The sequence below is a fragment of the Psychrobacter sp. UBA2514 genome (assembly GCF_002341255.1).
Lineage (GTDB): Bacteria > Pseudomonadota > Gammaproteobacteria > Pseudomonadales > Moraxellaceae > Psychrobacter > Psychrobacter pacificensis.
This window is the reverse complement of record NZ_DDNS01000026.1, coordinates 1,259-15,374: the sequence shown is the minus strand read 5'-3', so window position 1 is coordinate 15,374 and position 14,116 is coordinate 1,259. Positions and strand designations below refer to the sequence as shown.

Genomic DNA, 14,116 nt, shown 5'->3' with positions numbered 1-14,116 from the left:
TTTTAATATTGATTGACTATATAGTGAATTCAGTATAAAAACGATACAGTGGGACTGGGATAAATTTTTCGCAGCCTCTGTCTGCATAGCCACAGCACGCAAGGAAGATTTAGACCAGTTCCACTTTGATATATAATGTATCTGTTTTATTTAGGATTGACTATATCAGGCGCGAGATTGTTCTTTATTTTTATCAATAATCTTATAAATCTCGTCTTTGAGATGTAATTTACGCCGTTTCATTTGTTCTATTTCTTCTTCACGGCTGGCATGCTTGACTAGATCTTTTTCGAGATAATTGATTTTTTGATCAAGCTCGGTATGCTCATCAAAAATACTCGCGAAATGACTGTCTTTGAGCTTCAGTTCGGCAATAATATCTCTGTTATCGTGGAAAGTATCTGTTTTTCTCATGTGTTCATCCTTGTCATGAAACGCAAGCTTCTCATAAGCAATCGCGTATGGTGTTAAAAAGACGGCTTAACTTAAGAACTATTCTCGATTGTAGCGAAAAAATAGCCTAGATACTATGGCTATTATCTACCAGTATATTTGTATTTAATTAATTAAACCTATTAACGATTGGTTTTATAAAACGTAAAGTTTGAGTTTCTCAGCTTGCCCAAATACTGCGAACACCTGATAATAGGGTCATTCAAGAGCGAAAGCTCGATATATACAAGGTTTTTTATAAAATTATTAAGTGTGAGAATTTCATATTTAAACAGGCAGTTCGATAGTTGCCGTTACATATTCAGTCATAATGAGGAACTAACATGATAGATCAAAATTTATTAGACGCAGTTAAGACATATAGCGAAAACATGACGCGCCCGATTACTTTTGTATTGGGCAGCGGTGAGCACGATAAGCGCGCTGAATTGATCGACTTTTTGAGCAAGATTGCGGGTACGACTGACAAAATCAATTTCGATGAGCAGGTTATCGATGACAGTTTGCCAAGCGCGATTAGTTTTAAAGTAGTCAGTCATGTTGATGGAGAGACTGCTGATACAGGTATCGTATTTAGTGGTATTCCTGGTGGTCATGAGTTTACCTCATTGATCCTAGCCATTTTGCAAGCGGGTGGTCATACGCTGAAATTGGATGAAGGTATCCAAAAGCTAATCAAACGCTTCAACAAGCCGCTACAGTTTCAGACCTACGTGTCACTATCATGCCATAACTGCCCAGAAGTGGTTCAGGCGTTGAATCAATTTGCGCTACTAAACGATGGTATCAGCAATGAGATGATCGATGGTGCGCTCTTCCAAGAGCAAGTAGAAGCAAACAAAATCCAAGGTGTACCGGCCGTATTCTTGAACGGTAAACCATTTGCCAATGGTCTGATTGACACTGCCAAACTGATTGGAAAATTACAAGAGCAGTTTCCTGATCTGTTGTCAGATGTGGAAGATGATGCTGAGCAATTAGAGCAGCAAGATGTCACTGTCATTGGTGCAGGTCCTGCAGGCGTTGCAGCAGCTATTTATACCGCGCGTAAAGGCTTAAAAGTCACCATGGTCGCTGATCGTATCGGTGGACAAGTCAAAGACACGCAAGATATCGAAAACTTAATCTCTGTACCTTTAACCAATGGTACTGATTTGTCGACTAATTTCGTTAAGCACTTAGCTGAGTACAATATCACGCTAAGAGAGCATGTCAGTGTGAAAGATATCGGCGAGACAGAAGAAGAAAACTACAGCATCAATCTAAATACCGGCGAGACGTTTGAAACTCGTAGTATTATCTTGGCGACAGGTGCCCAATGGCGTAAGCTTGGCGTACCGGGCGAAGAAGAAAATATCGGTCAAGGCGTGGCTTTTTGTGCCCACTGTGACGGTCCATTCTTCAAAGGTAAAGACATCTCAGTGATCGGCGGTGGTAACTCAGGCGTTGAGGCTGCGTTAGATCTGGCAGGTATTGTTAAGCACGTCACTGTATTAGAGTTCGCTGATGAGTTAAAAGCAGACCAAGTATTGATCAATAAAGCCAAAGAAAAATCCAATATTGAATTCATTACTGGTGCGGCGACGCAAGAAATTAAGGCGACTGATGGAAAGGTATCATCTATCGTCTACCAAGATCGCAGCACAGGCGAGACGCATGAGCGTGACTTATCAGGCGTGTTTGTACAAATCGGTCTCGTACCAAACACTGAATTTGTCAAAGGCTTTGTCGATTTAAACCGCTTTGGTGAGATTGAGATTGATGAGCGCTGCCGCACCGATCGCAAAGGTATTTTTGCTTGCGGTGATGTGACCACCGTACCATTTAAGCAGATTAATATTGCAATGGGTGAGGGTAGTAAAGCAGCATTGGCAGCATTTGAATATTTGGTTATGCAGTAAGTTTTAATATCAGAATTAATATTAGAAGAAAAAGCCACCTTAATTGAGGTGGCTTTTTTTTGCGTTTTTATAGGAATTTTTCTATAGAATAGCGCCTAAAGTTTAAAAACCAGTCATTTTGATGAGTGAACAAAGCAATTTCTCTTGAAAAATGTCATCATCTACGTTACAAATGCGCCATTTTCGTTACAAATATGGGTCTTAGATGCGATAATAAGCCCAATAAAACCTATCATAGCGTCACGAACTATAAGGAAAATAGGCATGGAATATATAGAATCTTTTTTTGCCCTAGTCGGGGATCTAACATGGGGCTGGGCACTCGTGCCTATGTTAATTATTTTTGGTTTATTATTTACCATTGTGGGCAGGTTCGCTCAGTTTACATATTTTAAACGTATGTTCCGTGTATTTAAGACGGACGAAGTAGGAGACGACGGCATTTCTGCCCGTCAGGCGTTGCTTGTTTCGATCGGCGGACGTGTTGGCGGTGGTAACATTGCTGGTGTTGCCGTTGCAATCTCTTTAGGTGGTCCCGGTGCAGTTTTTTGGATGTGGGTTGTGGCACTCATCGGCATGATGACCAGTATTGTTGAATGTAGCTTGGCTCAGCTTTACAAGCGCAGAGACAATGATGGTAACTTTCGCGGTGGCCCTGCAACTTATATTTTACACGGTTTAGGTAAAGATTATCGTTGGCTCGCTGTCATTTATGCTATTGCTTTACTACTGTCTTTTTCCATTGGATTTATCGCATTCCAAGGTAATACAGTAGCAGGTTCCGCGCTTGAAAGCTTCGGGATTGATCGCTGGATATCAGGTGCGGTACTGGTGGTTGCGGGTGGATTTATCGTCTTTGGTGGTATCCAGCGTATTGCAAAAGTCGCTGACGTTGTGATTCCTGTGATGGCGCTGATTTACATTGGGATGGCACTAATTATCATCGTGTTGAATATCGCCGATCTGCCTGCACTGATGGCAATGATTGTCAAAAATGCATTCGGTATTGAATCCGTCGTTGGTGGCGGTATCGGTGTGGCGATTGAGCAAGGCATGAAGCGCGGCCTGTTCTCTAATGAGGCAGGTTTGGGTTCTGCGCCTAACATTGCCGCCACTGCTTATGCCACGCATCCAGTCAGTCAAGGTATCTCGCAGTCACTGTCGGTATTTATCGATACCATCGTGGTCTGTAGTGCCACGGCATTTATGATTTTGCTCAGCGGTGTTTATCAGCCAGGTGCCGAAGTTGATGGTATCGTACTCGCGCAGCAAGCGCTCACCGCGCAGCTGGGTAATTGGTCTCAGTATGTGTTGACCATCTCGCTACTATTATTTGCATTAAGCTCTATCATGTATAACTACTACATGGGCGAAAATGCGATCAACTTCTTGGTTAAGAAGAATACTAAAACGGCAACCTTGGTGTTGCGTGTTGTGGTGGTTGCGATCTTATTCTTGGGCGCAGTCGCTCCAGCAGCTACCAGCGTGTTCTTCTTCGCCGATCCATTGATGGGCGTACTGGCACTTGCCAACTTATTGGCCTTGATTATGCTGTTCCCGCGTGCCAAGCGCTTACTTGACGACTTTGCCCGTCAATTAAAATCAGGCGTCAAAGAGCCGTTATTCGATGCGCAAGAGTATGAGAAATTAGATCTCGATCTGAGTGCATGGGGCAAAAAAGCAGTAAAAGAGGCATTAGAGCAAAAACAGTAAAACGTTATACTCGAAGTCTTATCAAATAAAAAACCACTTTAGCTTGGCTAAAGTGGTTTTTTTTGTGACTAAAAATATATTAAAAAATTATTTAATAAGGTTTTTTAGATTTCTCAATCTCTTTGTGTAGGTTCTTCCAGTGATTCTTAATTTGCGAGTCAATCTTACTATAACTACTCATCTTTGCATGAGCTTTTTTCGCATAGGTTATATAATTACCCCAATTTATTATATGCTTATCAGGATGCCACTGGTTTGTAGTACCTTGTATACGTTTATATTTCACGCAGCGTTTGGAGCCAATATAAGAATATCTTTTATATAGTCTTCTTTTGAATATTTCACCTTTAGTATCGTTGTTTATCTTACTGCTATAAAAGCCACTTCTTCGTACACCTTTTTTCATTTTCCGGTAGTAGTTAGCTAAAGAGCTTGTCTTTAAACGGACATATTCACCGTCAAAACTAAAACCAAGATACTCAAAATTTCTATTCGCGCTATACGGGGTTATCTTACCATTAAACTCTTGCTTACAAATTATCCTACCTTGATAATGAGAAAAATGAAAAACTTGTGTTTTATCCTCATGAATATTTAATTCTATATTTCTAATGTTTTCTTCAAAAAGCTGAATAATATCTGACTTTTTATCTGATGGACAGATGACAATCATATCATCAGAGTAGCGCCTATAAAGCCCACCGATTTTTGATATCTCATTGTGAATTAACTCATCAAAGTTCAGCATATATATATTTGCCAATATTGCGCTAATAGCAGAGCCTTGACATATACCAGTAGTTATAATCTTTCCATTGACTCTTTTACTTGTTCGTATGAGACCTTTTCTACGAATTTCATGTATACCTTGCATTTCACAATATGCAACAGCATTTTTATTATATAGATGTTCAATACGTTCTATAGATTTTTCTATCAAGCTACCATCTTTTTTTCTTACTATAACTCTATTTTTAAATAGATTAAAAAGGTGGCTTTCTTCAACATAAGAAAATCTAGTAATATTTTTGAAAAGGTTATAGTGGTCAGCTGGCAGCTGATCTGTTTTAAGAACATCGCACCATGTTTGCTTAAGAATTCTATGACTTAAACTAGGAAAGAAATCTTTGATATCAAAAGCTATAGCAACAACGTCACCGTTAATATCCACCTGATTTTTAATATATCTGAAGACCTCATCCGCAAAATCAATATTATTTCTCTTTGAATTTTTTTGAATGATATCAGGATTTTCTCGTGATTTGCGATAAGCAGTAACTACTTCACTAAGTGACTTTTCTTCTAGTATTTCATCATAATGGATATTTAGTATATAAGAGTAGTAGGCATAAATATTTGAATCTAAATTATTCGCATAATAGATATCTCTGTTCTTTCTACTTCTATTAGTACGTCTTCTACTATTTATTGATTTTCCATCACTATCATAATCTTTTCTATACCGATTCGTAGATATGATTTTGTGAATGAATGGAGCAAAACCGTGGACAGCTATTTTATCTCTGTTTTTTATATATGATATGGTCTGTCGGCGACTTTTAGAAGGGTATCCAATATGAGGGTATTTTTTAATCTTGTACCAGTCGTCTATATTATCTTTATTTTTCATAAAATTACGAGGCGTATTTGGAGTGAAGGAACGGGGCTAGCATTTTTACGCAAGAGCGATTGATGAAAACGTGATGAAACTGTTCTGCCGTCACCATAAGAGGTAACGCCCCTTTTTTTTGGAAATAATAACTTTCATGCTTACGGAGATTGTCGCTATGATGCTTCAATACCTTATTACACTAATAGTACAGAATATCTGTGCTAACTGCTCACAATATGATATTAGTTTAACTGAGGTAGCTTTCTACCCAGCAGCGATCTTTACAGATGCTTAAATTCAGAACCAGACTTAAACCAATTGCTGTTTCCTTCACTAGACTAAATTTATCATACCCTTGATTTATTTACTAACAAAATTGAACTTGTCTAAATGTACAAACAAAAAAACGCCCATCCAAATTTTGGACAGGCGCAGCTGATCACGGTATGCGGCGACTATATATGCGCGTAAAGGCGCGTGTTAGTCGTCTAACAAATCCATTTGCTTGGCGGCTTCATAGATACCGTTTGAGCGGTTACCCGTACGGCAAAAGATAAGCATTGGCTGCTCAGCTTGGTTAAAGAAATCTGCAAATGCTTCGACATGCTGCTGCGTCAAGCCATTACCTGAGAATGAAATCTCTTTATAAGCAAGTCCTGCTTCTTTAGCAGCAGCTTCAATCTCTGCACTGGTTGGCTGATTTGGTTCTTCACCGTCAGGACGGTTGTTGATAATGGTTTTAAAGCCATTTTCGGCAATCATAGGGACTTGGTCAGGGGTGATCTGTCCCGTAAAGCTAACTTCATGGCTCATAGGAGCTCCTTTTTTATTGGTTGAGTTGGTGGTGTAAAATACATTTATGATTGAGCCAAAGCGAGCAATATGACTATAGCAAGCCCTGCATCAATGCGCTTTGATACAGCAGTTTGGCGCGTGCGCCCGTACCGCAAAACATCAATATGGGCTTTGGCATCGCATGATAAAACTCAGCAAACTGCTCTACGGTCAGCATACTCAAGCGCTCATCATCGAATGGTAGATGATGATAGGTTAAGTTTGCTTCTTTTGTAGCAGTTGCCAAATCACAGCTGTTAGGCTGTGTTTCGATCTCAGCGTCTGGACGTATATTGAGTACTGAGCGATAGCCAAGCTCGGCAATTTTGATACATTGGCTTGGATAAATTTGCTTATAAATCGTTAGGTCATCGGTCATAAATAGCTTCAGTTATCGTTATTAATATATATTTATTATTGAGCTCGTGGCAGAGATGATAAAAATAAGGTCATGCATTGTTGAGACTGAAACGACGGGTGATATGTGTTTATGTACCATTAGCCTATGTTCAGTCAATCTAGCATAACACAGGCTCTATCATAGCGATATTGTACGATAGACGACAGTAGCGATTAAAAGCGCGGTACAAAAATAATGACGCAGCTAAATGTCTTTCAAGGCATCGACGGCATCTAACGTACTGAGATATACCTGCCCTGACAGCTCACTAATGAGCGGGGTCTGCCCGATGATATCCATGACAGGGCCCTTAATAAAACTAAAATGTAAGCGCTTGTTTTGCAGCGCAAGCTCTTTATTTAAGGTACTGAGCATCTCTTGTGCTGTCAGATCAATATGATTGACCGCGGCCATGATCAAAATAATTTCCTGCGCTGCTGGATATTGCTGCATGGCATTTAGAATACGGCGGTGTACCGATTCACTATTGCCAAAAAACAGACTCTCATCGATACGCAGCATCAATAAATTGTCAAAAGTCACCACATCGTGACGATTGATATTGCGAAAGTGTCCGGTACCGCCCAGCTGTCCCACGATGGCGACATGTGGCTTGCTTGATTGCCAGATGAGACTGGCGAATGACACCATTAGCCCAATAACCAAACCCGTATTTAGCCCAAATATGAGCACACCGACGAACGCTGCTAAAAAGCTAGCTCCATCCAAGCGATCGCGTTGCCAAGCAGACTTTAAAGTCGCAATATCTATCAGACCAATGATAGAGGCCATGATGGTTGCACCGAGTAACGCATAAGGCAAGGGTGCAAGTGCATTACTAAAGGCAATCAGCGCGGCAATCATTACCAGCACCGTCACAAGGCTGGCAAGGGGTGTGTTTGCTCCAGAATCTGCATTGATCGCCGTGCGTGAAAAGCCACCTGCGACCGCAAAGCTCTGGAACAGTCCGCCAGATAGATTGGCAAGACCAAGACCCGTCAGCTCATGGTTGGCATCGAAGCTCTCACCGCGCAAGCGTGCGTAAGTACTGGCAACGGAACTGCTAGAGACAAAAACAATTAGTGCCATCAATCCTGCGGTCGGCAAGAGTTTGAGCGCTTCTTGTAGGTCGGTCATATGCGGTAGTGTAAAGCTGGGTAGACCATGCGGGATACGACCAATGGTCGCAACCCCTAACGAATTCCAGTGCAATAGAATACTTAGAACGATAGCAATACCCAGTAAAACCAATGGAAATAAACGTTCGGCCCATTTGGCATACGATGATGACAGCCACGTTCGCCATACCCATTGACTCGCATAGCGGTTAGCGACCAAAAGTACAAACGCGATAATACCAATCACTAAGGTCAGCGGATGCACCTGACTGGCATAGCACTGCATGGTAGATAAATAGCCAACCAAGCTGCTACCAGCGATAGGTATCGCCATCAGATACTTCAGCTGACTGACAAAGATAAGCACTGCCGCGCCGCTCACAAACCCTGCTGAGACGCCGCGACTGATAAACTGCATAATCCAGCCAAGCTTTAGCCGCCCTGCAATCCACAGCAATGCCCCTACCATTAATGCCAATAAACTCGCCATCAGGGCATACTGCTCTGTGCCTTGCTCAGCATAAGGCAGTAGACCACTGGCCGTCATGATGGCAGTGATCGCGACGGGCCCAACAGCTTGTACGTTGCTAGAACCAAGCCAAGCATAGACGAGTACAGGTACGATCGCAGAATACAGACCATACACGGGCGGCAGACCAGCAAGTACCGCATAACCTAGGCTTTGTGGTATCACCAGTACGCCCACCACCAGTCCTGCGACCAGATCAGTCGGTAATGCTGTGAGCTGGTATTGGCGCAGCCAAGTAGGAATCAGACGTGCAGCGATAGAAGACATATTAATACATCACCAAGATAGAAAGCAGTATAAAACAGTCAGGCGAGTACGGCATTATTCGGTTTTGGCACAAAATCTCTGATAAAGCAGATCTAATACGGCTAAAGCATCATCACTTGCGATACGATAGTAAATTTGCTTGCCCTCACGGCGAGTGGCAACCAGCTCATCCTTACGCAAGATACCCAGTTGCTGCGACAAGCTTGGCTGTCCAACACCAACCAACCCCTCAAGCTCACCGACGCAGTACTCACCTTGTGTCAACTGACAAAGTAAAAGTAGGCGATCAGGATGAGAGAGCGACTTTAGTAATTGGCTGGCCTGCATCGATGCTTGTTGCATTTGTTTGGCAAGATCAATAGATGAAAAGTCGGCGCTATCAGAGGAGGTATCATGGTTAGCGCTGTGAGTAGATGTACTCATTGATGAAGTAGAAGTAGCCAGAATAAGCTCCTTATATAATAGGGCAGTCACTACCATATTATTTTTAATAATATATGGTTGATTATCAATGATATCGCGCCACATAGCAAGATATCATTATTTACATTATATAAATTGATAAAATGTATTGCAGTTGCTATATTAGTAATAACAAATAAATCGTAATGATAAGCAATCATTATATACGACTCAATATCATACTTAAGCGTTAATTGAATATAAAAACCACATTGCCACAACACTCATAAATAGACAAAGAGGCAGCCATGCAAGTTCATTCTTTCTTAGACAGAGACACAGAAACCTACACACATGTACTGGCTGATGTCGAGCAGCAGCTATGTGCCATGATTGATCCAGTATTAAACTTTGATGCAAAATCAGGTAGGACGAGCACAAGCAGTGTTGACGAGGTCATTGAGTTCGTACGTGAGCGCGGTTGGGCGCTGAAATACATTATTGAGACGCACGCTCATGCGGATCATTTATCGGCGGCGATCCATGTCAAAGAAAGCCTTGGTGGACAATTGGTCATCGGTCAGCACATCACTGAAGTACAAAAAATATTTAAGCAAATCTTTAATTTTGATACCAGCTTTCGCACGGATGCCAGTCAGTTTGATATTTTGACAGACGATGGTGAGACGTTAGCGCTCGGCAGTATTACAATCACAGCCATGTATGTGCCAGGTCATACTCGTGCTGATATGGCTTATGTGGCGGCCGATAATGAGAAAACAGTGGTGTTCGTCGGCGATACGTTATTTGCCCCTGATGTGGGCACGGCTCGTTGTGATTTCCCAGGTGGTGACGCAAAGACGCTTTATCGCTCTATTCAAAAACTGCTCGCACTCCCTGAAGATACTGTGATGTATCTGTGCCATGACTATCCGCGTGAGAGTCGCCAGCACTGCCCAACGACTACCGTTGCTGCCCAAAAATTAGAAAATATCCATGTCAAAGACAGTATCAACGAAGCAGAGTTTGTGCAAATGCGTGAGCGCCGCGATGCAACCTTGGACATGCCGCGTCTGATTATACCAGCGGTACAAGTGAATATTGATGCGGGGAACTTTCCCGCGCCAGAGGACAACGGTACGCGCTATCTAAAAGTACCTATCAATGTCCTTGGTGAATAAATCAAAGCGTGTCATGACTAAAAAATGTGATATATCGCATCGCGCTGTAGGGTAGGCACTTATCTATAAATGACTATGCTAAAATTATTGATACAAACCGATCGAGACACTCCAAAACAATTAAAATAGGACAAAGATGATGAGTGAACACAGTTTTCATTTAGTATGCCTGCATTGCCAGGCCACCAACCGTGTTCCGGCTGCACGGCTAAGCGCTGCACCGAAATGCGGTAAATGTAGTCAATCATTATTGACCGCAAGCCCGCATGAGCTTAATGCACAAACGGCCAATAAGGTTATCCAAAAAAACGACGTATTGACCATCGTAGATTTTTGGGCGAGCTGGTGCCAGCCGTGCATTATGATGGCACCAGAGTTCAAGACGGCTGCTGGTCAATTGCCGCAGGTAGTGTTTGCCAAAGTACAGACGGATAAATACGAGCAAGCGGCAGCCCCTTATAATATCCGAAGCTTACCGACGATGGTTGCTTTTAGAAATGGTAAGGAAGTCGCGCGTCAGTCAGGCGCACTACCAAGCAATCAAATCATCCAGTGGGTGCAAAGCCTGCAGGCGTAGGGCTTAGTAAAGTAGTATTACTCAGATTAGATTATGACTTATCAAAGTTGTAGCCATAAAAAGCCAATATGCTGAGCGCGTATTGGCTTTTTTGTTATGTCACGATTCTATCTTAACGAGAGTGCAGATCGCTAAATCTTATTCACCATAAATCTTGATGCCATTGGCAAAACTACAACGTTGAATACGGGCAGATTGGACAATCGCATCGCGCTCACCATAGAGCCGCGATAACTTTGCGTCACGCGCTTTGGTATTATTGCTTTTGCCAACCCCAAAGCTAATATTGGGAGAGATACCCCAGCGTCCTGCAGAAATCCCCACGCCCACGCCGGACGCTGCAAAAGTAGATTGCTCATTGCGCGCCGCTTCGACATAACGGTTGACGCGATTGTATTCTTGGCTCAATGCTTGGCAATCATAGTTTTGATAAGTGCTGGGCGGCACATATTGCGGCGTGACATTGCCCGTAGAGGCACAGCCTGAGAGCGCAAAAACGCCAACTGTTGCCAGTAGTGTCGCCTTGGTAAACGTTTTCATAGTGGCTCCATTAAGCTAAGTAATTGTATTTATATCTATTTAAGATAGCAAAAATAGCATGTTTAAGATATTGAAAAAATATAAATGGTTTAATATTTTACGGTCTTATCAATACGTCTGCTTGTGCGATAGCAATACAATATTTACTCAAAATATTAAAGCGCTGCTACAACGACAATTGCTTATCAGAATAGGTTGGCGGGTTTGACAAAGGCGAGTATTACAATGCCAACATATGCGATAGCTGAAATCAGGATACCTGTTTTGCTCTGAGTGGGTGTCGCATGGGCATTAAAGGCTTTGATGCTTGAGCTAATCGCTGCGATAAGTAAGATGATTTTGGCAAATACCCACTGTACAGGCGCATTAACACTCATCAGTTGCATGAGCATGATCGCACCTGACAGGATCAGTAATGCATATATAATATGAGTGGCGATTTTGACCACGCGTGGCGCGCGTCTATTTGCGCTGAGCACTAAGTAGCTCTGATATAAGAACAGCACAATGGTCAGTACTGCCATCAGCATGTGTAGATGTTTCATCGAATATTGCTCCTGCTAGAACTGCATTATATGGGCTTATTTAAAACATTTTATTGTCAGCTATTTATTTTGACCCGCGCATAATGGACTGTCAGGGCTTTGACCTTGCCACTCTGTCGGTGTATAAGCATGAATGGCTAAGGCATGTACTTGACCGCCTTGTGACGTCAATAAAGGCGTAACCAATCCATATATTAGCTGATGACGCCCGACCAGTCGCTTGCCCTCGAATGCCTCACTGACAATAGTGAGCTTAAAGTGGCTTTCTTTGCCTTCGAAATAGCCAGCATGGGCCATTGACTCATTGATTAGTTCAATGTGCTGCGGCTCTAGAGCCTGTAGCTTGGCATGAAGTGCATCGGCGGTAGGTGTAGTGCTCATAACAATCCTTCAATGTATATTGCGCAATTCTATTAGGCAATCTGCAAATGATATCTATCGGTATTATAGCAGACATAGAAACCAGTACAGCGCGCGTTTTAAGACCTCTTAAATTGTGACAACCATAAATAGTAAAAGTAAAAAAGCAAAGCGCAGCTCAGAGTCTGTACTTTGCTTTTTGGTATTTGCGCACTTCATGAGTCGTAGCTTAATACGCTAAGTCACGTGTTAACGACGCGCCTTTTGATACAGTGGCATTACTTTTGGCATCAATGATTGTAGCTCCGCGATACGGCTGCTGCTCGTTGGGTGAGTGCTTAGGAATTGAGGCGGCTCGCCTTGGCTCGCACGCTGCATTTTTTGCCATAAAGTAATAGCGGCCTGCGGGTTATAACCTGCGCGCGCCATTAACTCAAGACCAATTTGATCGGCTTCGCTCTCTTGGGTACGACTGTGCGGACGGCTCAAGCCTAGATCGCCAGCAACGCTTGCTAGCTGCGCTTGACCTTGTGATAGACCAAAGATACTAGCAGCAACACCGATACCTGTTTGGGTCGCGTATTCGCGTGAGATGCGTTCACGTGAGTGCTCACGTAATGCGTGAGAGATTTCATGACCCATGATCGCAGCAATCTCATCATCAGTTAAGTTCAGACGGTCAATGATGCCTGAGTAAAACATAACCTTACCACCTGGCATAACAAAAGCATTCAACTGATCAGATTTGATCGTGTGTACTTCCCATTTCCATCTTGCTGCATCTGCACGATAAACACCCACTTGACCAACCAAACGATTAGCAATGTTTTTCAAGCGATTCAATTGGGCGGTATTGGTATCTAATACACCTTTTGATCTTGCATCTTGCAGTGTCTTCGCGTAGCTCTGTGCTGACAGTTGCAATACCTGCTCGCTAGAAACCAACAATAACTGCTGACGATCGACGCCGACGGCACCAGTATTGGTCGTACTGGTACAACCAGTCAATGTTAGCGCGGACAATGAAGCCGCCATCACACCAGTGGTCAATAGTTTTTTCATAAAAAGCATCCTCTCGATAAATAATAAAAAGAAAAATCAAACAAAGTAAATCGGGTTGCAGCAAGTAATGGCGCTATTTTTTATGGCTCTTTATCGACGTCCAATCACCTACTAAGACAGTAAAAGCCTGTTAGAGCTATCATTGTAAATAAGTATAATAATGTTAACCAAGTAAAACCAAGATAGGAAAAGTAACAATAGAGCGTATGATTGTAAGTGAAATAGACATTGTTCATAATGAAGTAACGTTTTGCTTTTAGTGATAGCAAAAAAATTTATAATCTTTTACAAACGTGACGTAAGGTAAACTATGGACTGATAGGGTTTAACCGAAGTAGTAGGTATCAATGTCAGAGGATAAACCTTAAAGTGCTATTATTAATATGAAATAATTTATATTTTTCTAAAAGAAATTCCGTTTTTAAATCAATTGCTTATGTGGTATTTTCTCAAAAACGAAGGTCTGGACTGGAAATATCAGCCATAATTTTTAAAAAAGGTGTTGACACCCACAGAATATTTGCTAAAATAGCCAGCCTATCGAGACGGAGTGGTTGTTAACAACACGATGATTCGATAATAAGCGGGAATAGCTCAGTGGTAGAGCATAACCTTGCCAAGG

14 protein-coding genes and 1 tRNA gene (1 of these 15 only partly in view) are annotated in these 14,116 nt (G+C 42.1%); 5 read left to right on the top strand and 10 right to left on the bottom strand.

What is annotated here, in order from left to right; genetic code table 11:
• Window positions 1-165: 165 nt before the first annotated feature.
• On the bottom strand, window positions 166-414 hold the full coding sequence (locus tag B3V51_RS08285) for a YdcH family protein (protein WP_240365428.1): 249 nt from the start codon (window positions 412-414) through the stop codon (window positions 166-168).
• Between the two features lie 362 nt (window positions 415-776).
• Here B3V51_RS08285 and ahpF point away from each other — a divergent pair, with 362 nt between their 5' ends.
• Both ahpF and B3V51_RS08275 read left to right on the top strand, forming a co-directional pair.
• A complete protein-coding gene (gene ahpF, locus B3V51_RS08280; RefSeq protein ID WP_252962815.1) occupies window positions 777-2,354 on the top strand; it encodes an alkyl hydroperoxide reductase subunit F in 1,578 nt (525 codons plus the stop codon).
• A 264-nt stretch (window positions 2,355-2,618) separates the two neighbouring features.
• Window positions 2,619-4,067, top strand: coding sequence for an alanine/glycine:cation symporter family protein (locus B3V51_RS08275; RefSeq protein ID WP_284719678.1), 1,449 nt, complete (start codon window positions 2,619-2,621; stop codon window positions 4,065-4,067).
• Window positions 4,068-4,158: 91 nt separating this feature from the next.
• Here B3V51_RS08275 and B3V51_RS08270 read toward each other — a convergent pair whose 3' ends face one another.
• The 5 genes from B3V51_RS08270 to B3V51_RS08250 all read right to left on the bottom strand — a co-directional run bounded on the left by B3V51_RS08270 (window position 4,159) and on the right by B3V51_RS08250 (window position 9,250).
• On the bottom strand, window positions 4,159-5,697 hold the full coding sequence (locus B3V51_RS08270) for a reverse transcriptase domain-containing protein (protein ID WP_284719677.1): 1,539 nt from the start codon (window positions 5,695-5,697) through the stop codon (window positions 4,159-4,161).
• Window positions 5,698-6,159: 462 nt separating this feature from the next.
• Window positions 6,160-6,492: a TIGR01244 family sulfur transferase gene (locus B3V51_RS08265; protein ID WP_071003008.1), complete on the bottom strand. Its 333-nt coding sequence runs from the start codon at window positions 6,490-6,492 to the stop codon at window positions 6,160-6,162.
• 73 nt (window positions 6,493-6,565) lie between these two features.
• On the bottom strand, window positions 6,566-6,892 hold the full coding sequence (locus tag B3V51_RS08260) for a beta-lactamase hydrolase domain-containing protein (protein ID WP_058025715.1): 327 nt from the start codon (window positions 6,890-6,892) through the stop codon (window positions 6,566-6,568).
• A 225-nt stretch (window positions 6,893-7,117) separates the two neighbouring features.
• On the bottom strand, window positions 7,118-8,827 hold the full coding sequence (locus tag B3V51_RS08255) for a SulP family inorganic anion transporter (RefSeq protein WP_284719676.1): 1,710 nt from the start codon (window positions 8,825-8,827) through the stop codon (window positions 7,118-7,120).
• A gap of 54 nt (window positions 8,828-8,881) precedes the next feature.
• Window positions 8,882-9,250, bottom strand: a complete 369-nt coding sequence (locus B3V51_RS08250) for an ArsR/SmtB family transcription factor (RefSeq protein WP_240365425.1) — start codon at window positions 9,248-9,250, stop codon at window positions 8,882-8,884.
• 287 nt (window positions 9,251-9,537) lie between these two features.
• On the opposite strand from B3V51_RS08250, the gene B3V51_RS08245 reads away from it, so the two are divergent.
• Both B3V51_RS08245 and trxA read left to right on the top strand, forming a co-directional pair.
• On the top strand, window positions 9,538-10,410 hold the full coding sequence (locus B3V51_RS08245; protein WP_071003011.1) for an MBL fold metallo-hydrolase: 873 nt from the start codon (window positions 9,538-9,540) through the stop codon (window positions 10,408-10,410).
• A gap of 139 nt (window positions 10,411-10,549) precedes the next feature.
• A complete protein-coding gene (gene trxA / locus B3V51_RS08240; protein WP_212564187.1) occupies window positions 10,550-10,987 on the top strand; it encodes a thioredoxin in 438 nt (145 codons plus the stop codon).
• A gap of 138 nt (window positions 10,988-11,125) precedes the next feature.
• Here trxA and B3V51_RS08235 read toward each other — a convergent pair whose 3' ends face one another.
• From B3V51_RS08235 to B3V51_RS08220, 4 genes are all read right to left on the bottom strand, one after another.
• Window positions 11,126-11,527: a hypothetical protein gene (locus tag B3V51_RS08235; protein ID WP_071003013.1), complete on the bottom strand. Its 402-nt coding sequence runs from the start codon at window positions 11,525-11,527 to the stop codon at window positions 11,126-11,128.
• A 185-nt stretch (window positions 11,528-11,712) separates the two neighbouring features.
• Complete coding sequence (locus B3V51_RS08230) at window positions 11,713-12,072, bottom strand: SirB2 family protein (protein WP_071003014.1); 360 nt, start codon at window positions 12,070-12,072, stop codon at window positions 11,713-11,715.
• Window positions 12,073-12,132: 60 nt separating this feature from the next.
• The gene (locus B3V51_RS08225) at window positions 12,133-12,453 is read right to left on the bottom strand and encodes a BolA family protein (protein WP_058025709.1); all 321 of its coding nucleotides are present in this window, start codon (window positions 12,451-12,453) and stop codon (window positions 12,133-12,135) included.
• Between the two features lie 228 nt (window positions 12,454-12,681).
• The gene (locus tag B3V51_RS08220; RefSeq protein WP_071003015.1) at window positions 12,682-13,494 is read right to left on the bottom strand and encodes a M48 family metallopeptidase; all 813 of its coding nucleotides are present in this window, start codon (window positions 13,492-13,494) and stop codon (window positions 12,682-12,684) included.
• Between the two features lie 583 nt (window positions 13,495-14,077).
• On the opposite strand from B3V51_RS08220, the gene B3V51_RS08215 reads away from it, so the two are divergent.
• Window positions 14,078-14,116: transfer RNA gene (locus B3V51_RS08215), tRNA-Gly, on the top strand; it runs 137 nt beyond the window's last position.

Excerpts from the sequence above, each read along its gene's own strand:
- B3V51_RS08275 (WP_284719678.1), top strand. The coding sequence starts at position 2,619 with ATGGAATATATAGAATCTTTTTTTGCCCTAGTCGGGGATCTAACATGG.
- B3V51_RS08270 (WP_284719677.1), bottom strand. The coding sequence starts at position 5,697 with ATGAAAAATAAAGATAATATAGACGACTGGTACAAGATTAAAAAATAC.
- trxA (WP_212564187.1), top strand. The coding sequence starts at position 10,550 with ATGAGTGAACACAGTTTTCATTTAGTATGCCTGCATTGCCAGGCCACC.
- B3V51_RS08260 (WP_058025715.1), bottom strand. The coding sequence starts at position 6,892 with ATGACCGATGACCTAACGATTTATAAGCAAATTTATCCAAGCCAATGT.
- ahpF (WP_252962815.1), top strand. The coding sequence starts at position 777 with ATGATAGATCAAAATTTATTAGACGCAGTTAAGACATATAGCGAAAAC.
- B3V51_RS08220 (WP_071003015.1), bottom strand. The coding sequence starts at position 13,494 with ATGAAAAAACTATTGACCACTGGTGTGATGGCGGCTTCATTGTCCGCG.
- B3V51_RS08225 (WP_058025709.1), bottom strand. The coding sequence starts at position 12,453 with ATGAGCACTACACCTACCGCCGATGCACTTCATGCCAAGCTACAGGCT.
- B3V51_RS08235 (WP_071003013.1), bottom strand. The coding sequence starts at position 11,527 with ATGAAAACGTTTACCAAGGCGACACTACTGGCAACAGTTGGCGTTTTT.
- B3V51_RS08265 (WP_071003008.1), bottom strand. The coding sequence starts at position 6,492 with ATGAGCCATGAAGTTAGCTTTACGGGACAGATCACCCCTGACCAAGTC.
- B3V51_RS08245 (WP_071003011.1), top strand. The coding sequence starts at position 9,538 with ATGCAAGTTCATTCTTTCTTAGACAGAGACACAGAAACCTACACACAT.
- B3V51_RS08250 (WP_240365425.1), bottom strand. The coding sequence starts at position 9,250 with ATGAGTACATCTACTCACAGCGCTAACCATGATACCTCCTCTGATAGC.
- B3V51_RS08230 (WP_071003014.1), bottom strand. The coding sequence starts at position 12,072 with ATGAAACATCTACACATGCTGATGGCAGTACTGACCATTGTGCTGTTC.
- B3V51_RS08285 (WP_240365428.1), bottom strand. The coding sequence starts at position 414 with ATGAGAAAAACAGATACTTTCCACGATAACAGAGATATTATTGCCGAA.
- B3V51_RS08255 (WP_284719676.1), bottom strand. The coding sequence starts at position 8,827 with ATGTCTTCTATCGCTGCACGTCTGATTCCTACTTGGCTGCGCCAATAC.